General features: G+C 46.0%; 22 protein-coding genes (1 of these 22 only partly in view). 13 read left to right on the forward strand and 9 right to left on the reverse strand.

Annotated features, from left to right (window positions below):
- Positions 1-15: 15 nt before the first annotated feature.
- From ABXT70_RS00105 to ABXT70_RS00115, 3 genes are read right to left on the reverse strand one after another with little or no spacing between them, the layout of a single operon-like run.
- A complete protein-coding gene (locus ABXT70_RS00105; protein ID WP_443641150.1) occupies positions 16-909 on the reverse strand; it encodes a DMT family transporter in 894 nt (297 codons plus the stop codon).
- A 29-nt stretch (positions 910-938) separates the two neighbouring features.
- Entirely contained in the window at positions 939-1,436 is a 498-nt protein-coding gene (gpt, locus tag ABXT70_RS00110; protein ID WP_443641151.1) for a xanthine phosphoribosyltransferase, read from the reverse strand.
- Positions 1,433-1,972 (reverse strand): gamma carbonic anhydrase family protein, encoded by a 540-nt coding sequence (locus tag ABXT70_RS00115; protein WP_443641152.1) that lies wholly within the window; start codon positions 1,970-1,972, stop codon positions 1,433-1,435. The genes gpt and ABXT70_RS00115 overlap by 4 nt, the downstream gene beginning before the upstream one ends.
- Before the next feature lie 91 nt (positions 1,973-2,063).
- Between ABXT70_RS00115 and ABXT70_RS00120 the strand changes: the two genes are divergently transcribed.
- A complete protein-coding gene (locus ABXT70_RS00120; protein WP_443641153.1) occupies positions 2,064-4,148 on the forward strand; it encodes a M3 family metallopeptidase in 2,085 nt (694 codons plus the stop codon).
- Positions 4,138-4,377 carry a YheV family putative metal-binding protein gene (locus ABXT70_RS00125; protein WP_443641154.1) on the forward strand — a complete coding sequence of 80 codons (240 nt, stop codon included), beginning with the start codon at positions 4,138-4,140 and terminating at the stop codon, positions 4,375-4,377. Before ABXT70_RS00120 ends, ABXT70_RS00125 begins: the two co-directional genes overlap by 11 nt.
- 11 nt (positions 4,378-4,388) lie before the next feature.
- Here ABXT70_RS00125 and ABXT70_RS00130 read toward each other — a convergent pair whose 3' ends face one another.
- From ABXT70_RS00130 to ABXT70_RS00145, 4 genes are read right to left on the reverse strand one after another with little or no spacing between them, the layout of a single operon-like run.
- Positions 4,389-5,693, reverse strand: coding sequence for an MATE family efflux transporter (locus ABXT70_RS00130; RefSeq protein ID WP_443641155.1), 1,305 nt, complete (start codon positions 5,691-5,693; stop codon positions 4,389-4,391).
- A gap of 47 nt (positions 5,694-5,740) precedes the next feature.
- The gene (gene znuB / locus ABXT70_RS00135; protein WP_443641156.1) at positions 5,741-6,535 is read right to left on the reverse strand and encodes a zinc ABC transporter permease subunit ZnuB; all 795 of its coding nucleotides are present in this window, start codon (positions 6,533-6,535) and stop codon (positions 5,741-5,743) included.
- Positions 6,528-7,307 (reverse strand): zinc ABC transporter ATP-binding protein ZnuC, encoded by a 780-nt coding sequence (gene znuC, locus ABXT70_RS00140; RefSeq protein ID WP_443641157.1) that lies wholly within the window; start codon positions 7,305-7,307, stop codon positions 6,528-6,530. The genes znuB and znuC overlap by 8 nt, the downstream gene beginning before the upstream one ends.
- Entirely contained in the window at positions 7,304-7,801 is a 498-nt protein-coding gene (locus ABXT70_RS00145; protein WP_443641158.1) for a Fur family transcriptional regulator, read from the reverse strand. Before ABXT70_RS00145 ends, znuC begins: the two co-directional genes overlap by 4 nt.
- An 87-nt stretch (positions 7,802-7,888) precedes the next feature.
- On the opposite strand from ABXT70_RS00145, the gene ABXT70_RS00150 reads away from it, so the two are divergent.
- Entirely contained in the window at positions 7,889-8,704 is an 816-nt protein-coding gene (locus ABXT70_RS00150; protein ID WP_443641159.1) for a metal ABC transporter solute-binding protein, Zn/Mn family, read from the forward strand.
- Between the two features lie 14 nt (positions 8,705-8,718).
- Here the strand turns inward: ABXT70_RS00150 and ABXT70_RS00155 are convergent, their stop codons facing one another.
- Positions 8,719-9,696 (reverse strand): homoserine kinase, encoded by a 978-nt coding sequence (locus ABXT70_RS00155; protein ID WP_443641160.1) that lies wholly within the window; start codon positions 9,694-9,696, stop codon positions 8,719-8,721.
- 146 nt (positions 9,697-9,842) lie between these two features.
- On the opposite strand from ABXT70_RS00155, the gene polA reads away from it, so the two are divergent.
- Positions 9,843-12,629 (forward strand): DNA polymerase I, encoded by a 2,787-nt coding sequence (polA, locus tag ABXT70_RS00160; protein ID WP_443641161.1) that lies wholly within the window; start codon positions 9,843-9,845, stop codon positions 12,627-12,629.
- Between the two features lie 193 nt (positions 12,630-12,822).
- Here polA and yihA read toward each other — a convergent pair whose 3' ends face one another.
- Complete coding sequence (yihA, locus tag ABXT70_RS00165) at positions 12,823-13,533, reverse strand: ribosome biogenesis GTP-binding protein YihA/YsxC (RefSeq protein WP_443641162.1); 711 nt, start codon at positions 13,531-13,533, stop codon at positions 12,823-12,825.
- Between the two features lie 171 nt (positions 13,534-13,704).
- Here yihA and ABXT70_RS00170 point away from each other — a divergent pair, with 171 nt between their 5' ends.
- From ABXT70_RS00170 to tatC, 9 genes are all read left to right on the forward strand, one after another.
- Complete coding sequence (locus ABXT70_RS00170; RefSeq protein ID WP_443641163.1) at positions 13,705-14,310, forward strand: c-type cytochrome; 606 nt, start codon at positions 13,705-13,707, stop codon at positions 14,308-14,310.
- Between the two features lie 143 nt (positions 14,311-14,453).
- A complete protein-coding gene (locus tag ABXT70_RS00175; RefSeq protein ID WP_443641164.1) occupies positions 14,454-15,071 on the forward strand; it encodes a thiol:disulfide interchange protein DsbA/DsbL in 618 nt (205 codons plus the stop codon).
- Between the two features lie 90 nt (positions 15,072-15,161).
- Positions 15,162-15,920 (forward strand): bifunctional demethylmenaquinone methyltransferase/2-methoxy-6-polyprenyl-1,4-benzoquinol methylase UbiE, encoded by a 759-nt coding sequence (gene ubiE / locus ABXT70_RS00180; RefSeq protein WP_443641165.1) that lies wholly within the window; start codon positions 15,162-15,164, stop codon positions 15,918-15,920.
- A gap of 22 nt (positions 15,921-15,942) precedes the next feature.
- Positions 15,943-17,559: a ubiquinone biosynthesis regulatory protein kinase UbiB gene (gene ubiB / locus ABXT70_RS00185; protein ID WP_443641166.1), complete on the forward strand. Its 1,617-nt coding sequence runs from the start codon at positions 15,943-15,945 to the stop codon at positions 17,557-17,559.
- Positions 17,559-17,954 (forward strand): phosphoribosyl-AMP cyclohydrolase, encoded by a 396-nt coding sequence (gene hisI, locus ABXT70_RS00190; RefSeq protein WP_443641167.1) that lies wholly within the window; start codon positions 17,559-17,561, stop codon positions 17,952-17,954. Before ubiB ends, hisI begins: the two co-directional genes overlap by 1 nt.
- A complete protein-coding gene (locus ABXT70_RS00195) occupies positions 17,947-18,276 on the forward strand; it encodes a phosphoribosyl-ATP diphosphatase (protein WP_443641168.1) in 330 nt (109 codons plus the stop codon). The genes hisI and ABXT70_RS00195 overlap by 8 nt, the downstream gene beginning before the upstream one ends.
- Positions 18,277-18,298: 22 nt before the next feature.
- Positions 18,299-18,535 (forward strand): Sec-independent protein translocase subunit TatA, encoded by a 237-nt coding sequence (gene tatA, locus ABXT70_RS00200; protein WP_443641169.1) that lies wholly within the window; start codon positions 18,299-18,301, stop codon positions 18,533-18,535.
- Positions 18,536-18,546: 11 nt separating this feature from the next.
- Complete coding sequence (gene tatB / locus ABXT70_RS00205) at positions 18,547-18,867, forward strand: Sec-independent protein translocase protein TatB (RefSeq protein ID WP_443641170.1); 321 nt, start codon at positions 18,547-18,549, stop codon at positions 18,865-18,867.
- Between the two features lie 18 nt (positions 18,868-18,885).
- A protein-coding gene (gene tatC, locus ABXT70_RS00210) for a twin-arginine translocase subunit TatC (protein ID WP_443641171.1) crosses the window boundary here: on the forward strand, positions 18,886-19,447 show its 5' portion. The gene runs 230 nt beyond the window's last position; 562 of the gene's 792 nt are visible here — the first part of the coding sequence; the start codon lies at positions 18,886-18,888; the stop codon falls past the right edge of the window.

Below are 19,447 nucleotides of genomic sequence, written 5' to 3' on the forward strand. Positions count from 1 at the left end.
GGTTAAGGTGGGCTGTCAATTCTTAGCCCGTATAATAAAAGGCAGTTTTAAACCCAAAATAAGACCATTGCCCAGTAAAACTAGCACTAAACCACTCACGCTGCTTAGGGTCCATACATACCCTTCAAAGACTGTTGATAAGGCCAGTGCTACTATTGGAAACATAACGGTGGCATAGGCTGCTTTGTTGGCACCAATACGGCCAACGAGGGAAAGGTAGGCGGTGAAACCCGCAACGCTTCCAATAATAGCTAAGTAAAACAGACTGCCAAGGTATTGAGGCCGTGAGTCCCAAGCTAACGGTGTCTCGGTAATGACTAACAGTGCAGCTAAAAATAGGGTGCCGTAAATCATCGCATAAGCATTACTAGTAAAGGGTTTGAGGCCTTTCTTGTTGTGCCTCACAGCAATCATGTTTCCAAGAGAAAAGAAAAAGGTGCCCAGAAAAGCAAATCCGATGCTGGCTAAGTCTGCCCCTTTATCTGAATCTGCTTCTAACTCTGGCCAAAACATTAAGCTAAGGCCAATTATGCCCAGTACACCTGCAGCAAATACCGCAGGGGTTGGTTGTTCTCCCCAAAAAATGCGGTTGTTAACGGCATTGAAAAGGGTGGAGGCAGAAAAAATAACTGCCAATAGACCACTAGATATTGCTAAACCTGCCGTATAAACACAGACAAAATTTAGAGAAAACAAACACATGCCTTGTAGCACCATAAACCCATGGTCTTGTTTGCTTGTGGCCTGTAAACGACGGCTAACAAGTACCAAGGACAGCATAATAGCAGCCGCTAAGGCAAAGCGGTAAAACACTGAAGTGAGTACTGGAACCTCACCCAACTGAAAAGGGATGGCGATCCAAGTTGTACCCCAGATGAGGATGGTGGATAAATATAAAAATTGTGTCACGCCGGGTCCTTTTGGCTAGCTTGTGGTCTTTAGTCTTGAAGATTTGCAATAGGCGTAGCGAAGCTCTGCGCCATGTCCCATGGGAAACGAATCCAAGTATCTTGGCTGACCTCAGTAACGTACATATCTACCCCAGGTTTACCCGCCGGTTTCGCATATACAGTGGCGAACGTGGCTTTAGGTACTATTTCTCGCACTGCGGCCGCTGTCTTGCCCGTATCTACAAGGTCATCAATAAGCAAATATCCTTCTCCGTCACCATCAAAGCCTTTAAGTAATTTAAGCTGGCCCTGTTTGCTAGCCTCGACACCTGTTTCAAGTTGGCCATAGCTAGAAATACAAATAGTGTCGATCAAGCGAATGTCGAGTTCACGGGCAACAATGGCCGCAGGCACCAGGCCGCCGCGCGTAATGGCAATAATACCCTTCCAAGGCCCATGATCTAGCAAGCGCCACGCTAACGCTCGGGCGTTACGGTGTAATTCTTCCCAAGAGATAGGGTAATCTTTATTGTAGGGGTTAGTCATGAGTTGTCCTGTGCCAAGTACTGATTTTTAAGATTCACATAATTGTTAGCCATGTAGGTAAGGCTTGATAGTTCTTCATTAGTTAATGGCCGTTTTTGTCGGGCAGGGCTGCCGGCATATAAAAAGCCACTAACGAGTCGTTTGCCTGGTGTGACTAGACTGTTGGCCGCAATCATTACGTCGTCATCCACCACCACGTCGTCCATAATGGTGCTACCCATGCCTATTAAAACTCGATTACCGATGGTGCAACCGTGCAAAATAGTACGGTGCCCCACGGTCACTTGGTCACCGATGATTAATGGATGGCCCTCTGGGTTGTGAGCGCTTTTATGGGTGACATGCAAAATTGATCCATCTTGAATGCTGGTAGAGTGGCCGATACGAATGTGATTAACGTCCCCTCGCACGACGCTGTAGGGCCAGATAGATGAGTCAGCACCGATGTGAACGTCACCTATAATAATGCACTCTTCATCTGCAAACGCACTCGAATCAATCTGTGGGGTGACGTGTTTAAGTGGTCGAATGGACATTGTTGTTCCTAATTTGCAGTAAAGCGTTGGGTATTACTAAAAGAGGCACTATTATAACCTCACTAAGATACAAAACAATCGACGAGACGCTATGACTGTCCTTTCTTTGCAAGATGCATTATTACTGCCAAATTTTTCTACAATGGACCCAGCTGGATTGGCTGCAACTCTGGATAAAAAGCTGGCACATAACCAGCAAACAATTGACCAACTTCTGAATAACCAAGCAGACTTAAGCTATAAACAGCTGGTACCGACACTGGAACAGTTGGATGATGAGATCAGCCAGCTCTGGGGGCCATTAAGCCATTTGCATGGTGTAAGTAATAAAGACGACATACGAATGGCCTTTGATGAGTGTTTGCCAAAGCTTACTGCCTATGTCACGCAGATGGGACAGAATAAGGCTTTATATTTAGCTTTCGTGGGCTTGCAAGAGGGTGAGGAATTTAGCCACCTAAGCCAACCCCAACAGCAGTTTGTGAAGCTTCAGATTAGAGATTTTAAACTTGCAGGTGTCGCATTAAATTCACAACAGAAGATCGAATATGGCCAGTTAAAACAACAAATGGCAGAACTCTCTACACGGTTTTCAAATCAGCTTATGGATGCCACAGAGTTTTGGTATAAGCATATTATTGATAGTGATCGCTTACTAGGATTGCCAGAGTCTGCTTTGCAGCAGGCCCAAGAGGCAGCTAAAGCTAAGGCTTTAGAAGGTTACTTATTAAAACTCGATTTTTCCTGTTACCACTCGGTCATGACCTTTGCAGACCAACGTGAGCTTAGACAAGAAATGTATCAAGCCTTCAATACCCGCGCGTCAGATCAAGGCCCCCAAGGGGGGCAGTTTGATAACAGTCAGGTAATGGAAGAACTGGTGGATTTGCGCCATAAGGTGGCTAACCTTGTAGGTTTTGATCACTATGCTGATTATTCTATAGCCACAAAAATGGCAGATTCTGGGCGAGCTGTTGAAGTGTTTTTATTAGATCTCGCTAAAGGTTGCAAACCACAAGCCGAAGCAGACATGCGCCAGCTACAGAAATTCGCTACCAAAGAAGGTGGGGCAACTCCACTTGCAGCATGGGACGTGGCCTATTACAGCGAAAAATTGCGCCAAAACCGTTACCACTTATCCCAAGAAGAGCTAAAGCCTTATTTCGCACTACCACAAGTGCAGGCAGGGCTATTTAATGTAGTGCAGCGTATTTATGGCGTCGAAGTGACATCCTGTAAAGGTATTAGCACGTGGCACGAAGACGTTGGTTTTTACCAAGTGGGTTATCAAGGTAAAGCCATTGGATACTTCTATTTCGATCTTTATGCACGAGACCAAAAACGTGGTGGTGCTTGGATGGACGAATGTCGTAATCGTCAGTTCAAAGCCAACGGTGAGTTGCAATTGCCTGTGGCTTACCTAGTATGCAACTTTGCCCCCCCTGTGGGAGGTAAACCAGCCTTACTAACTCATGGAGAAGTGACCACACTGTTTCACGAGTTTGGCCATGGGTTGCACCACATGATGACCAATATTGACGTTGCAGGTGTTGCCGGCATCAATGGAGTGGCATGGGACGCTGTGGAATTACCAAGCCAATTATTAGAAAACTGGTGTTGGCGTGAAGAGTCTCTGCGTTTGTTTGCTAAGCATTACCAAACAGGTGCAGCTTTGCCAGAAGACCTGTTACAAAAAATGTTAGCAGCTAAAAACTTCCAAGCGGGCATGTTTGTAATGCGTCAACTGGAATTTGCGTTGTTTGATTTGCGATTGCACATGAATTACGACCCTAGCGCTCCTCAGTCTATACAATCAGTGTTAAATTCAGTGCGAGAAGAAGTTGCGGTTATAAAGGCGCCTCAGTGGAATCGTTTTCAACACGGCTTTGCCCATGTTTTCGCTGGTGGTTATGCCTCTGGTTACTATAGCTATTTGTGGGCAGAAGTGTTGGCAGCAGACGTCTTTAGTCGCTTTGAAGACGAAGGCATTTTTAACGCAAACACGGGTGCTTCGCTATGGTCAGACATCACTGGTCAGGGAGGCAGTCGCGATGCTATGGATCTGTTCACCCAGTTCATGGGCCGTAAACCGAGCGTAGCCGCGTTAATGCTTAGTAAAGGTTTGGCCCCTGGAGACAAACAGGGAGTAAGCAAGGGAGCAAGTTATGAAAGTTAGATTTATTGCAGGCATCGTGTGCCCAAAGTGTGGTGCCCAAGACAGTGTGCGTATCCATATTCCGGAGCAGGGTGAGGTGGATGAACAATTGAGAGACTGTGTTACTTGCGGGCATGAAGAACGCATGGGACAAAGCGCATCAACAAGGCAGGAAATGATCACAAGGGTTAACCACAAAGAGTCTGCCGCAGTTCAAGAAGTTGAGCCGCAAGTGCTTAAATTACAGTAATTGAGGCTAGTTTAGGTGGTAATGAACCAGGCTTGTTTGTGACTTAACCAGAGGTAGCCAGCCAAGGCTACCAGTGCTCTAACGCCACAAAAGCCTAAGAATGCCCACCACAGGCCATTATTCCCCCAAGGTTCTAATAGGTACCAAAGGGGCAGGAGGGCTCCTAGGCTGGCAAGCACTGAGTAAAACATGGCCTGAGCTTGGGCAGCGCCAACAAAAATGCCATCAAACAAGTAACTCCACACACTGATGATCGGTACCCACATCACCCAAAACGCATGGTCATTAGCAATTTGCCGCACACTCTCTAAGGTGGTGAGCATGTTGATAAAAGCATCGCTGAGGAACCAAAAACCAAGGGTTGCAGCTACAGCTACCATTATGGAATAAATGGCTGCGGCATTACATAGCTGATAAAACCGGCGCCTTTTATTGGCTCCCAAGGCTTCTCCACAAGCCGCCTCAATAGCAAAAGCAAAGCCATCCAAAGCATAAGCAAGTAAGGTTACATACTGTAATAACAGCGTATTGGCGGCCAATACATCATCCCCCATACGGGCGCTTTGGGAGGTGATAAAGGCAAAAGCGAACAATAGCATTAAGGTTCGTACAAACAGGTAGCTGTTGAGGCGCATCAGCCGCTTAGCCAAAGGTGAAAACGTACGCCATTGCAGTTGGAATTGCTGATCAAATCGAGCTAAGTGGCGCCAAACTAAAACCAATGCTAATAAAAGACCACAATAATCGGCCAACAAACTGCCCCATGCTACGCCTGCACTGGTCATATCAAAACCAATAACAAACAACAGATTAAAGCAGATATTGCTGACGTTAGTCACCACCAGCAAAACCAATGGACTACGACTATCTTGGCGGCCCAACAACCATCCCAAACAGACATAGGTGATCAGCACTGCTGGGGCGCTATAAATACGTATGGTGAGATACTCTTGAGCTAATGCAGACACTTGAGTGCTGGCGCCCATGAGAGATACACCCAAAGGGATTAGCCAGTTCTGTAATGCCATAATAGCCACACCAATGGCCAAAGCAAAAAGACCTGGCATCAACAACAGCTGCATTAAGCGTTGGTTATCTCTGGCGCCATGGGCTTGTGCCGTAAGACCTACGGTGCCCATACGTAAAAAGCCAAAGGCCCAGTAGATAAATGATAACAACGTAGCGCCTAAAGCAACCGCACCTAAATAACGGGCGTCATCTAAATGACCCATGACGGCCGTGTCTACCAAACCCAACAAAGGCACACTTATGTTGGAGATGATCAAGGGCCAAGCAAGATGCCAAAGCTGCCCCATATGCTTTGCCCTGGGTGCGTATTCGAGTCGTCTATTTTTACTCACTGTTAAGACGAACTAAATGAACGAGGGAAACTAAACAACAAAAAGAACAGAGCGCTGGCGATGACCACTATAGAGGGGCCAGCAGGGGTGTCGTAAAACCAAGACAAAGCCAAACCACCGCTTACGGCTAACATGCCAAGTAAGCTGGCAAGCAGCGCCATTTGCTCTGGTGAATCGGACAAGCGGCGGGCTGCAGCGGCAGGTATAATCAATAGCGAAGTAATTAGTAAAACGCCAACCACTTTCATCGCCACAGCAATTACCACAGCTACCAACAGCATCAGCAAGGTACGCATCCAAGCCACGTTAATGCCCTCAACTTGAGCTAATTCTTCGTTCACCGTAATGGACAATAAAGGTTTCCATATCCATACCAATATACCTAAGACGAGAGCGCAGGCTAAGGCGATCCACATGAGGTCTTGTTGACCAATGGCTAGTAAGTCACCGAATAAAAAACCCATTAAATCAATGTTCTGATGATCAAAAAGGCTCAAGCTTACAAGTCCAAGAGACAAGCTAGCATGGGAGAGGATACCCAACAAGGTATCTGTTGCAATAATCCGCTTATGCATTAGTGTGCTGAGTAATATGGCCAACAACAAACATACCAGCACCACTGCTAGGCTAATGTTTACGTGTAACAATAAACCTAAAGCAACCCCTAGAAGAGCTGCATGGGCAAGAGTATCGCCAAAATAGGCCATTCTTCGCCACACCATAAAAGATCCTAAAGGCCCAGCAATGGCAGCAATCATTAATCCGCCTAGCCACGCCCATAATAGAAAATCAGCCATGATCACAGTCCTCGTTGTGTTGGCCCGCAATAATGTCGCCATGGCTGGTGTGGTGGTGATTATGCTGATGGTTATACAAGGCCAAATTACCAGCGCCTTGGGGGCCAAATAAATCTGTAAATGCAGGATCTTGAGTCACTTGTTCAGGGTGCCCAGAGCAGCAAATGTGTTGGTTTAGACAAATCACTTGATCTGTTGCTGCCATCACTAGGTGTAAGTCGTGGGAAACCATAAGGATGCCACAGCCTAAAATATTCCGCACCTCGCCAATAAGGTTATACAAAGACACTTGGCCAGTAACGTCTACACCTTGAACTGGTTCGTCTAATACCAATAGATGGGGTCTTCGCAGTAGGGCCCGTAACAATAGCACCCTTTGTGTTTCACCGCCGGAAAGCTGTTGCATGGGGCGATTGAGGAGCTTTTCGGTGCGACATTCATGTAACAGATTGTGCCACAGTTGGGGGCTCAGCTGGTGTTGTTTATGGCGACCCAAATCTAAAAAGCGAGCCACCGTTAGCGGTAAGGTATCTTCCAGTTTTAGCTTCTGGGGCATGTAGCCAATACGTAGTCCCTTTATGGCGCTAATGTCTCCGCTAGTGGTGTTAATCAATTTTAGTAAGCTACGAACTAAGGTAGATTTTCCAGCCCCATTAGGGCCAATCACGGTAGTGATTTGGCCTGCTGCTAGAGAAATGTTTACATCTTTAATAAGCCACCTGTTGCCACGCTTTACACCTAGGTTTGTGGCTGAGAGCAAAACTTCACTCATAGGACTGACTCCGGCGTTTTTGACTTGTCCAGACAGCCTTGGCAGGTGCCCACAATCTCAATGGTGTGGTGTTGTATTTCAAAACCATGCTGATCGGCACTAAGTTTAAGGGCTAAGGTAATGTATTGACTGTCCAGCTCTTGGGCTTGATGGCAGATTTGGCAGAGCAGGAAGTGCCCTTGATGTGGTGTGTCTGGATTACAGCAGCCCACATAGGCATTAACACTTTCTAATTTATGTAACAAATCTTGATCACTTAAAAACTCAAGGGCACGATACACGGTAGGTGGTGCCGAATTAAAGCCCTCCTTAGCTAAACTGGCTAACAACTCATAGGCACCGATCGGTTGATGGCTCTGCCATACCAATTCGAGCACTCGTTGGCGCACAGGGGTGAGTCTTACGCCACGGTTAGCACATAGGCTTTGAGCATGGCTTATGGCGCTACTAATACAGTGAGTATGGTCGTGGGGTGAAAATGCTGTAGCTTGCATTAGAATATCTTCATAGTTTGATTATTGTTATAATATAACATAACATGCGCGCAGATTTCGAATACTCTCTAACAAATGGTCACTATTATGTTGTTTACTGTGCGTTTTGCCGCTCAAATGCTATTGTTGTTTACTGTCTGGTGCTCAGGCACCAGTGCATCAGATGCCGTAAGTATTTTACCCAGTACGCAGGCCCTTTCTCTAATAGTCAAAGAGGTGACAGGGGATGTTCGTCTGCCACTATTGCCTGCCAATGTCTCGCCCCATGATTTTAGCCTAAAGCCTAGTCATATTCGTCGTCTGCAAGGAGCAGAGCTTGTGGTTTGGCTTGGGCCCAAGGTAGAACCATACTTAGCCAAAGTGATGGCGCAAATACCAGATCACCAACAATTTATTATTAACCAAGGGCAACTGGCGTTAGAGTATGGCCAGCACCCATGGACAAGTCCTGAATATTTGTTGCAAGGGTTACAGCAACTAAGCCTACGCATGGGCAAAGACTGGGATAGTGATGCATGGCTCAACCAGATGAATAAATTAAAGCAGCAACTACTTGCACATCAGTTTACATTAACTCAAAAAAATCAAGGCTATTTAGTTTACCACGATGGCATTGGTGGGTTTGAGGGATATTTTGGACTACAACACTTGGCTAGTTTTACTGGTGCTGATGATCAGCCACCAGGAGCCAAGCAGTTAGCTACTATTGCTCAACTTGCACAAGAGCAGAAAGTGGCCTGTGTTTTGATAGACCACGAGGTTAGGCCTAAGCTTGTAAATGCTGTCCTCAGTCCTAGTATAGATCGCATCACAATTGATATTTTAGCAACTAATAGCGATTCCCTAATCGGTTATGTGAACGAACTTCAGAAGGCTGTATTAAGCTGTGGTGCAGATAAGTGAAATGTTACCAATAGCTATGGCAGTTGCTGAAATTGTTGCATCCGGTGGCTTAAGATATCCCGAAATACATTGGGGTCTTTAAGTACGGTAACGCCGTCCTCGCGCTGATGAGCATCTAAGCCGTGGTAGGTTTCTAAGCGAGACAGCCAAAAGCGCATAGCTGCTGCCACTAGCATGGCGTTCCAGTACTGCTGTTCTGCGGGGTTAAATGCACGCACCTCAGCATAAGCTTGTAAAAACGAGTCATATAGACGTGGGGAGATGCTGCCATCGGGAGCTATACACCAGTCATTTACGGTGACGGCTACATCAAACAATAAGTAGTCATTACTGGCGTTGTACACATCAATAGTGGCGCTAAGCTGACCTTGGTTGAACAGTGCGTTGTCGTGAAATAAATCACCATGTACCACTCCCATAGGTAAATCTGGTTGCTGCGCCACCATGGCATCGTACTGTCCAATGGCCATCATCAGCATGGTTGCACCTTCTCCATCAATACATTTCGCAGCTCTAGGGCCTAACTCACTCCACCATTTTTGGCCACGGTGGCTATGGCGGACTTTAGCAAACTCTTGACCAGCCACATGTAAACGAGCTAACTCACGGCCCATGACGGCGCATTGGCTTACCCCAATTTCTGATCGGGCCAAGTGATCGCCTGCAAATCGAGGGAATAATAATGCTGGTTTATTAGCCAATAGGCTCAAAGCTCTACCGTCCTTGTCCCGGAAGGGCGCGGGAACAGTAACATTATGGGCCACCAAGTGCTCTGTTAAGTCAACAAAGTAGGGCATTTCGTCATAACTGAGGTCCTCAAATAGTGTGAGCACAAAATCCTGCTGTGGTTGACCCTTTAGCTGAGTGGTAACGAAATAGTTGGTGTTTTCAATGCCACCACTAATGCCTTTAAAGTCCACCAAGTCGCCTAGGCTAAATGGAGCAATGTAAGCGCTAATTTGGGCACTGCTAAGGTGGGTGTATACGGCCATAAGATTACTACTTTATAAAACTTAATGTGGTCATTGAATCGGCTGCAAATAGTACGCCGAGAGAGACTTCAATTCAAGTTTAGGGTGCTCCATTATGGTATTATTTAAACCATAAGCACCCACCAAGATTCGTTTGAGAAGACATCATGACTGCAAAACTTTCCACCCCTGTTGTATTGGTAGATGGTTCATCCTATCTGTTTAGGGCATACCATGCGATGCCGCCGTTGAATAACAGTAAAGGTATGCCTACGGGCGCCATTAAGGGCGTGGTGAATATGATGCGTAGTCTAGCGAAGGATTACACCAATGCTAATATTGTAGTGGTATTTGATGCCAAGGGGCCAACATTTCGTAATGAAATGTATGCAGAATATAAAGCCCATAGGCCACCTATGCCTGATGACATGCGCCCACAAATAGAGCCAATACATCAAATCATTAAGGCCATGGGCCTGCCACTGTTGATGATCTCAGGCGTGGAGGCTGACGATGTTATTGGCACTTTAGCTGCACAAGCTACGGCTCAGGGCATTGATACGCTAATATCCACTGGAGATAAGGACATGGCTCAGCTTGTGAGCCCTCATGTTGGCCTAGTGAATACCATGACCAATACCTACCTCAATGAAGAGGGCGTGGTAGCAAAGTTTGGCGTAAGGCCAGATCAGATCATTGATTATTTAGCAATTGTTGGCGATACAGCAGACAACATACCGGGAGTGCCAGGAGCCGGCCCCAAGACGGCAGTGAAGTGGTTGGCGACTTACGATACGTTAGAGAAGCTGATGAAAAATGCCCATGAAATTGGTGGAAAAATCGGTGAAAAGCTACGCAATGCCCTCGAGTTCTTGCCCCTTTCCCAGGCACTAACCACCATTAAGTTAGATGTAGAGTTGGAACAAGCGCTAGATCAAATGGCACCTAAACCAGTAGACCAGGCAGCATTGTTGGCTTTGTACCAAGATTTGGAATTTAGGTCATGGGCCAATGTGTTGATTCAAGATGGAGTGACTGCAAGCAGTCTGCCTAAGGCGTTGACTCAGGGGCAGGGCATTTCTAATGTTATACCCCTAGCGGATGCCAAACCTAAGATAGCAGCGCCTATTCCTGCAGTTGTGACCACTAAGCAGTACAGCACAATCGCCACTTTGGCTGAACTGAAACCATGGCTAAAAGCCTGCAGAGAGGCCTCTGTATTTGCCTTTGATACGGAAACCACTAGCCTTAACTACATGGAAGCTCAATTGGTGGGGATTTCATTGTGCGTAGAGGCAGGTACGGCGGTATATGTGCCTTGTGGCCACGACTATGTGGGTGCGCCAGAACAAATTAGCCGGCCAGACCTTATTGCAGCCATAAAGCCTTTGTTAGAAGACTCTAGACAAGTTATTTGTGGGCAAAATTTAAAATATGACATCAACGTTTTAGCCAATTATGACATCACCTGGCGGGCGCAAATAATTGATAGCATGGTGCAATCTTACGTGCTGAACTCTACTGCCAGTCGCCATAATATGGACGCCTTGGCGCAACACTACCTTGACTATCAAACTGTTAGATATACGGATATTGCCGGCAAAGGCGTTAAACAACTTACGTTTAACCAAATAGATATAGAGCAAGCTGGACCCTATGCTGCTGAAGACGCAGACATTACACTAAGGCTGGCGCAGTATTTTTCTGACTGTTTAGCCTTAGAGCCAGAACTAGCCTCGGTTTATGACACCATAGAGCGGCCGCTAGTTACAGTGTTGTCACGTATGGAGCGTATTGGCGCTTTGGTTGATGCCAAGGTGCTGGGTGAGCAAAGTCAGGTCCTTGGTAAGCGGCTAATAGAACTAGAACGTCAAGCCTATGAAGTTGCAGGGGAAGTCTTTAACTTGTCATCAACCCAGCAGTTGGGTGCGATCTTGTACGAAAAATTGGGCATTCCAGTGACTAAAAAAACCCCTAAAGGAAAACCATCAACAGCAGAAGCGGTGTTGAAAGAGTTAGCTCAAGAACATGAGCTGCCGAAATTGCTGTTGGAATACCGCAGCCTCAGTAAATTAAAATCAACCTATACAGATAAGCTGCCCCTAGAAATAAACCCTGCTACTGGGCGTATTCATACGTCTTACCATCAGGCGGTGGCAGCCACAGGGCGTCTGTCCTCTAGTGATCCGAATTTGCAAAACATTCCCATCCGCAGCAGCGAAGGCCGCCAAATAAGACAGGCGTTCATTGTGCCTAAGGGCCAAGTGATGGTGGCAGCGGATTATTCACAAATAGAATTGCGCATTATGGCCCATCTTTCTAAAGATGAAGGCTTGTTAAATGCTTTTGCCGCTGGTCAGGATGTACACAAGGCTACTGCAGCAGAGGTGTTTGGAGTGACTGTTGACCAAGTAACTGGTGACCAGCGACGCAGTGCCAAAGCCATTAATTTTGGTTTAATTTATGGCATGTCAGCGTTTGGCTTGGCTAAGCAACTGGGGATTAGCCGGGCCCAGAGCCAAGATTATATAGGCCGTTATTTTGCGCGCTATCCGAGGGTGCAAGAATACATGGATCAAACCAAAGAAAAAGCTGCTGAGCAAGGTTATGTAGAAACTATTTATGGCCGCAGGCTGTATTTGCCAGACATTCAAGCGCGCAATGCCATTGCCCGTCAAGCATCTGAAAGAACGGCCATTAATGCTCCGATGCAAGGTACTGCAGCAGACATTATCAAGCGTGCGATGATCAAGGTAGATGAGTGGCTAGGGTCTAGTGGTTTGCATGCACGTATGACAATGCAGGTGCACGACGAATTAATTTTTGAGGTAGATTCAACGCAAGTAGATGCACTAATTGTGGGAGTAAAGTCAGCAATGGAAGGAGCTGCAGAGCTTTTAGTGCCGCTAATTGTTGATGTGGGAGTGGGTGAAAACTGGGATCAGGCTCATTAAGTTTTGATTAATTTCAAAAATAAATAAATTAGGTGGAACTAAATGAAATAAAAAGCATCTGAGTATGTAGTTAGCTAGTGTTATCAACATAATAAAAAAATGCCACCCTGAACACCGCCCCCTCGGTCTTCAGGGTTTTTTTTGTATGGCATGTTCTGGGTGCCGTGGTGGCATGGATGCAAACTAACGAAGACTAGCCTTCTCTTGGGCTTAGTCCCTCAACAATAAATTCATTCACTTCATCTACTGTTACCTTGTCATCAGGCTCTTCAGTGGCAGCTTTAGCGTTAACAACGGGCTTCATCCAGAGCACCAACTGGCGCTCTAAATCAGCGATACCATCTCCCTTAGAGGCAGAAAAGCTTTGCATGCTGATCAAACCCTCTGGGTGTTCAGGTAGACCTTTGTTAACCTCCATCTTGGCTTTCATGATGCCATTCTTTTTTAGCTTGTCTGCTTTGGTTAGTAGCAAATGTAGCGGTAGTTCTGAGGCAATACACCAATCAATGATCATACGATCAAATTCTTTTAGTGGATGGCGTATATCCATGACTAATACCAAGCCCGAGAGACTTTGGCGCACTTCTAAGTATTGGTTAAGGTGCTTGCGCCACTTTAATTGCATCGCTACGGGAACCTTAGCGTAGCCGTATCCTGGCAAGTCCACCAATCGACAGTAGTCAATGTTAAGGTTAAAAAAGTTTAACAGCTGGGTACGCCCAGGCGTTTTACTAGTTCTCGCTAGGCTAGGGTTACGAGTGAGTGCGTTAATGGCGCTAGATTTTCCAGCGTTAGAGCGGCCAGCAAAGGCGACTTCACAACCGATATCTTCAGGACATTCACTGACTTTGCTTGCGCTAGTAGTAAATTTTGCAGAGCGAAACTTTAGGTGTTGGACTGTCATAGCGGGTATCATTGATAGGTTGGCGCCTATTTTACATTATTTTTACAAAAATAAACGCTGCTAAACAGGCGATCTGCGCCTTAGACAGGTGTTGTGTCATTGAAGTCGGGCCAACTGACCCTTATAATGCTGCCATTGAACAGTTCATTTTATAAAATTACGGGAATACCCATGAAGAAACTAGTTGTATGTTTGATGATTGGCCTTGGCTGGATGAGTTTTTCTTATGCAGGTGGAAACGCTGAAGCAGGACAAGGTAAGGCAGCAGTATGTGGTGGTTGCCACGGCGTTGATGGTAATAGTATGATTCCTAGCTTCCCCAAGCTGGCTGGCCAAGGTGAGCTATATCTTACTAAGCAACTGATAGACATTCGTGATGGAGCTCGAAGTGTACCGCAAATGAGTGGCATTCTAACTGGCCGAACTGACCAAGACTTGGCGGACCTTGCTGCCTATTATAGTGCTCAAAAAGTCACTATTGGCGCAACTGACCCTGAATTGCTTGACCTAGGTCGTCAAATATACCGTGCAGGGATTGCGGCTAAAGGCGTCGCTGCATGTTCAGCCTGTCATTCACCAACTGGAGCTGGTAACGCACAAGCAGCATTTCCTGCTTTGAGTGGACAGCATGCAGATTATGTTATCGCCCAGCTCAAAGCATACCGTACAGAAACGCGAACCAACGGCCAGGCTATGATGATGCAGCAAGTTGCAGCGCTGATGAGTGACAAAGAGATTGAAGCAGTAGCGAGCTATGTCCAAGGCTTATCTGAATAGGTGCATGAGGTAACTAAAAAGGTGGCTAAGGCCACCTTTTTTATTTACAGGATAAAGCGTGAGTAAAGACACTGTAAATGACCTCGCATATGCAGCCCTAGGCATTACTATGAAATCTTACAAGATCAATTAGGAGATATATTATGTTGAAAAAAATTGGCGCTATCATCGCCCTAGTCAGTTTGCCATTATTTGCTTTGGCTGCAGACTACCAAGCGGGCATACATTATGTCGTGTTGGATGAGCCTATTAGCTCATCACGTACTGACGCCGTGGTAGTTAATGAGTTTTTTGGCTATACCTGCCCTCACTGTAATAACTTTGAACCACAGCTACACAAGTGGGCTGGTGAGCAAACTGATGGCGTAACCTTTATGCCTATTCCAGTAATTTTTGGCCGCAGCTGGGAACCCTATGCCAAGGCTTATTTTGTTGCCCTAAACTTAGGTGTGTTAGAACAGACCCACCAAGCGATGTACGATGCGGTACATATTGATGAGCGCCGGATGACTAATCGTCAAGCCTTAGCTAGTTTTTTTGCTGAACATGGCGTGAGTAAAGCGGATTTTGATAGTGCTTATGATTCTTTCGATCTACAAAACAAACTACGCCAAGCTAATCGCCTAGCTGCCCAAGCTCAAATTACGGGTGTGCCTTCGATGTTGGTAAACGGCAAGTATATGGTTAACGCAACGTTGGCAGGTAGTAAGGAAGGTATGCTAGCAGTAGTAGATTACCTAGTAGAGCTGGAAAATCAATAAGCTTGATTAAGGCCACGACAAGGCCATAGCAGCAAGGTAGAATGGGGCCATAGGGCGTAAGCCTAAGTTTATAAACGGACATGCACGCACATGAGCGATCAAGGCCCCAAGCCAACCACACACTTTGGTTTTAAAGAAGTACCTACGGGTGACAAAGTAAGCCGAGTGGCTGGTGTTTTTCATTCTGTAGCAGCAAAATATGACGTTATGAATGACCTCATGTCTATGGGCATTCATCGCTTGTGGAAGCGCCAAACTATTGAAATGAGTGGCGTTAGGACAGGCGATTCGGTGTTGGATCTAGCCGGTGGTACGGGAGACCTTACCATGCGCTTCAGTGACCTGGTGGGGACGCAAGGTCGAGTCATTTTGGCTGATATTAATGAGTCTATGATTAAGGTTGGACGTGATCGTTTAATTGATAAAGGCGTCGTTGGCAACGTAAGTTATGTACAAGCCAACGCCGAAGCACTGCCGTTTCCTGATGACAGCTTTGACTGTATTACCATTGCCTTTGGATTACGCAACGTTACTGATAAAGATAAGGCCTTAGCCTCAATGCGGCGGGTATTGAAACCTGGTGGACGATTATTGGTATTGGAGTTTTCTAAAACTGATAACCCGCTACTTACCAAAGTCTACGATACGTATTCTTTCAATATTTTGCCAAAAATAGGCAAACTCATTGCCGATGATGAAGACAGTTATCGTTATTTGGCAGAATCTATTCGTATGCATCCAGACCAAGCTACCTTAAAGGGCATGATGGAAGCGGCAGGGTTGATCAACTGTCGATTCCACAACATGACTGGCGGCATTGTAGCTTTGCATTACGGCGTTAAGCCGTAAGTAGTGGGAATATAACCAACCCATGAAAGCAATTTTCCGTGGCTTCTCTATTGTTCGTGTCATCATTCGGTATCGTTTAGATCTACCCTTGTTAGGCTATGCATTACCATTGCCAGTGCGGCTGATATTTTGGTGTATGCCGTGGCGTTTATTAGTACCTGTGCGCGGTACAGTTTCACAGCGTATCCGCTTAGCGCTGATTGATTTAGGCCCCGTGTTTGTTAAACTTGGCCAGCTCCTATCTACTCGCAGGGATATGTTGGATGACGACTTGGCGGAACAATTGGCGACACTGCTAGATAATGTACCGCCGTTTGACAGTCAGCAATCTAAACGCCTAATAGAGCAAGCCTTGAAGCAAAGTGTAGGCCAGGCTTTTGCCGAATTTGATGATGAGCCACTCGCTTCTGCTTCTGTTGCACAAGTTCATAGCGCCCGTTTAGTGAGTGGTGAATCGGTTGTTGTGAAGATTATACGCCCAGGTATTAGGCTGACCATTGAGCGCGATTTACGGCTGATGCGCTTATTGGCAAAAGTCATCAATGCCGCGGTTGCGGACCTTCGCCGTTTACGCTTGCAAGACGTCATTGATGAATACGAAAAGACTATTTTAGACGAGCTAGATTTGCAGTGCGAGGCGGGCAACGCCAGTCAATTGAGGCGCAATTTTGAAAATTCCAATTTGTTGTATATCCCCAAAATATACTGGCAGTTAAGCAATCCATCGGTGTTGGTGCAGGAACGAATTTACGGTCTTCGTGTGAATGATATTGCAGCCATTGAAAAGGCTGGCATTAGTCGACAAGAACTGGCCAAGCGTGGGGTTGAGATTTTCTTCACGCAAGTGTTTCGTGACAGCTTTTTTCACGCCGACATGCACCCAGGCAACATCTTTGTAAATCCAACATTACCTCATGATCCACAGTATATGGCGGTGGATTTTGGCATTGTAGGTAGTCTTACTCAGGAAGATCAGGCCTACTTAGCACGCATATTGTTGGCCTTCTTTAAGCGTGACTATCGGCAAATCGCCCAGCTACATGTGGATTGTGGCTGGTTGCCTGCAGATACTAAGGTGCATGAATTTGAAGGTGCAATTCGTGGTGTGAGTGAGCCCATCTTTTCAAAACCTTTGGCAGAAATTTCTTTTGCTCAAGTGTTGTTGGGTTTATTTCAAACGGCCCGTCGATTTAATATGCAGGTACAGCCTCAGTTGGTTCTATTGCAAAAAACCATGCTTAATATAGAAGGCTTGGGTCGTGAGTTGTACCCACAATTGAACCTTTGGGAAACGGCCCAGCCAATCCTGGAGCAGTGGTTTAAGCGCCAAATGAGTCCTAAGCAGGTGTATCGGCAACTGAAACAAGAATGGCCAGATTTGGCGCAACAACTACCCTATTTACCGAGTTTAGTGCACGATGCTTTGCTGCAGTCAGCACGGCCTCTGGCAGCGTCTGTTGCCCTCAAAGATGCGCAAAAGCCAAAAGGTCATTGGAGTGGTTTGATTGGCCTAAGCCTGGTCATAGGCGCTGCTGTGGTTCATCCTATACCCTTGGCGGATCAAGTATGGGTTGCACCAGCAAGTATGGTGCTAACCCTTGTTGGTATACTGGTGTTGTGGAATAGAGGTAATCGCTGATGTCTGCTGACCATTGGGTGGATCAAATTAAGTGGGACGACAAAGGTTTGGTGCCTGCTATTGCCCAAGACTATCAGACGGGACAAGTCTTAATGATGGCTTGGATGAATCGAGAGTCATTACTGTTAACTGAACACGAGCAGCGGGCAGTGTATTGGTCGCGTTCGCGGGCACAGTTATGGCGTAAGGGTGAAGAATCAGGCCATGTGCAAAAGTTACATAGCCTACATTTAGATTGTGACGCTGATGTGGTTTTGTTAAAAGTTGAGCAGATCGGTGGTATCGCTTGCCATACGGGCCGCCCCCATTGTTTCTTTAAATGTTTGGAGGCTGGTCAGTGGCTCGAAGATGTTGCAGTAGCTAAAGACCCAAAGGAGATCTATAATCATGAATGATGTGTTGAATGCTCTGCAACTGGTGTTGGCAGAGCGCAAGCAGGCGGCGCCAGAATCTTCCTACGTAGCCAGCTTGCATGCAAAAGGTTTGAACAAAATACTAGAAAAAATTGGCGAAGAAACCACGGAAGTAATTTTGGCCGCGAAAGATGCACAAAATCTGGCTACGACTAAAGACGTTATTGCTGAAACGGCGGATTTATGGTTCCATTGTATGGTTATGCTATCGCATTTGGGTGAAGATCATACCGCTGTGTTACAAGAGTTAGAACGTCGGTTTGATCTGTCGGGTTTAGTAGAAAAGGCTAATCGTGGCCAGTAATTTATTTATTAGGAGATAAGGTATGGGTATGGGTGGAATTAGTATTTGGCAGTTAGTGATCGTTTTAGCGATTATCTTGTTGTTATTTGGCAGCAAGAAGCTCCGTAACATTGGTGGCGATTTAGGCAACGCAGTCAAGGGCTTTAAGTCGGCGATGAAAGATGGCACAGCAGAGCCAAAAGCTATCAATGACAAGCAGGACGCCAGTTTTACTGCAGACACTTCTGTTGAAAAAGAATCAGAAAAAACTGACAAGTAACGGCTGACTCTATGTTTGACATTGGTTTTACAGAAATAGTGTTGGTGGCTGTTATTGGGTTGCTAATACTGGGCCCAGAGCGCATGCCTGTTGCGGTGCGAACTGTCGGGATGTGGGTGGGCAAGATAAAGCGCACCGTTGGTGGTGTTCAAAAAGAGATTCAAGAAGAGTTAAGGATCGACGAAATTCGTAAAAAGGCTGATGAAAACCGCAAAGCTATTGAAGGTCGAATGGCTGAATTACAAGCAGAAACGGATATTATGGAAGCTCCAGTAGTTGCAGCACAAGAAAATCAAGCTGAACCCAAAGAACCCTCAATTGGTGGGTCTTAACCGTTTTTGGAATATAGTATGAACGAAACAAAGGCCTACACCAAAGATCAAGAGTCCGAACTACCCCTAATGGGGCACTTAATAGAGCTGCGTAACCGGTTATTAAAGGCAGTAGTCTTGGTGGTGTTGTTTTTTGCCTGCATGTTCCCTTTTGCTAATGATCTCTACTTATACTTATCTGATCCGTTGCGCAGCTTGTTGCCTGAAGGCTCAACTATGATAGCTACCCAGGTAGCCTCTCCATTTTTGGCACCATTTAAATTAACCATGGTGCTGGCACTATTTTTGGGTATGCCATTCATATTGCACCAAGCTTGGAGTTTTATTGCTCCGGGTCTATATAAGAAAGAGAAGCGTTTAGCTTTTCCCTTGTTAGGGTCGAGTATCGTGCTGTTCTATTTGGGCATTGCTTTTGCTTACTACATAGTTTTCCCACTTATCTTTGGCTTCTTTACGGCAACGGGTCCGGAAGACATTAAGGTGATGACTGATATCTCCGCTTACCTCGATTTTGTATTGAAACTCTTTTTTGCCTTTGGCATCGTATTTGAAATCCCTATCGCTACTATATTATTGATTT

It is taken from the genome of Candidatus Njordibacter sp. Uisw_039, assembly GCF_047730075.1.
Classification (GTDB): Bacteria; Pseudomonadota; Gammaproteobacteria; order Pseudomonadales; family Balneatricaceae; genus Njordibacter.

Bases quoted from the DNA above. Each gene is read 5' to 3' on its own strand.
- gpt (WP_443641151.1), bottom strand. From the start codon at position 1,436: ATGACTAACCCCTACAATAAAGATTACCCTATCTCTTGGGAAGAATTA.
- ABXT70_RS00115 (WP_443641152.1), bottom strand. From the start codon at position 1,972: ATGTCCATTCGACCACTTAAACACGTCACCCCACAGATTGATTCGAGT.
- ABXT70_RS00120 (WP_443641153.1), top strand. From the start codon at position 2,064: ATGACTGTCCTTTCTTTGCAAGATGCATTATTACTGCCAAATTTTTCT.
- ABXT70_RS00125 (WP_443641154.1), top strand. From the start codon at position 4,138: ATGAAAGTTAGATTTATTGCAGGCATCGTGTGCCCAAAGTGTGGTGCC.
- ABXT70_RS00130 (WP_443641155.1), bottom strand. From the start codon at position 5,693: ATGGGGCAGCTTTGGCATCTTGCTTGGCCCTTGATCATCTCCAACATA.
- znuB (WP_443641156.1), bottom strand. From the start codon at position 6,535: ATGGCTGATTTTCTATTATGGGCGTGGCTAGGCGGATTAATGATTGCT.
- znuC (WP_443641157.1), bottom strand. From the start codon at position 7,307: ATGAGTGAAGTTTTGCTCTCAGCCACAAACCTAGGTGTAAAGCGTGGC.
- ABXT70_RS00145 (WP_443641158.1), bottom strand. From the start codon at position 7,801: ATGCAAGCTACAGCATTTTCACCCCACGACCATACTCACTGTATTAGT.
- ABXT70_RS00150 (WP_443641159.1), top strand. From the start codon at position 7,889: ATGTTGTTTACTGTGCGTTTTGCCGCTCAAATGCTATTGTTGTTTACT.
- ABXT70_RS00155 (WP_443641160.1), bottom strand. From the start codon at position 9,696: ATGGCCGTATACACCCACCTTAGCAGTGCCCAAATTAGCGCTTACATT.
- polA (WP_443641161.1), top strand. From the start codon at position 9,843: ATGACTGCAAAACTTTCCACCCCTGTTGTATTGGTAGATGGTTCATCC.
- yihA (WP_443641162.1), bottom strand. From the start codon at position 13,533: ATGACAGTCCAACACCTAAAGTTTCGCTCTGCAAAATTTACTACTAGC.
- ABXT70_RS00170 (WP_443641163.1), top strand. From the start codon at position 13,705: ATGAAGAAACTAGTTGTATGTTTGATGATTGGCCTTGGCTGGATGAGT.
- ABXT70_RS00175 (WP_443641164.1), top strand. From the start codon at position 14,454: ATGTTGAAAAAAATTGGCGCTATCATCGCCCTAGTCAGTTTGCCATTA.
- ubiE (WP_443641165.1), top strand. From the start codon at position 15,162: ATGAGCGATCAAGGCCCCAAGCCAACCACACACTTTGGTTTTAAAGAA.
- ubiB (WP_443641166.1), top strand. From the start codon at position 15,943: ATGAAAGCAATTTTCCGTGGCTTCTCTATTGTTCGTGTCATCATTCGG.
- hisI (WP_443641167.1), top strand. From the start codon at position 17,559: ATGTCTGCTGACCATTGGGTGGATCAAATTAAGTGGGACGACAAAGGT.
- ABXT70_RS00195 (WP_443641168.1), top strand. From the start codon at position 17,947: ATGAATGATGTGTTGAATGCTCTGCAACTGGTGTTGGCAGAGCGCAAG.
- tatA (WP_443641169.1), top strand. From the start codon at position 18,299: ATGGGTATGGGTGGAATTAGTATTTGGCAGTTAGTGATCGTTTTAGCG.
- tatB (WP_443641170.1), top strand. From the start codon at position 18,547: ATGTTTGACATTGGTTTTACAGAAATAGTGTTGGTGGCTGTTATTGGG.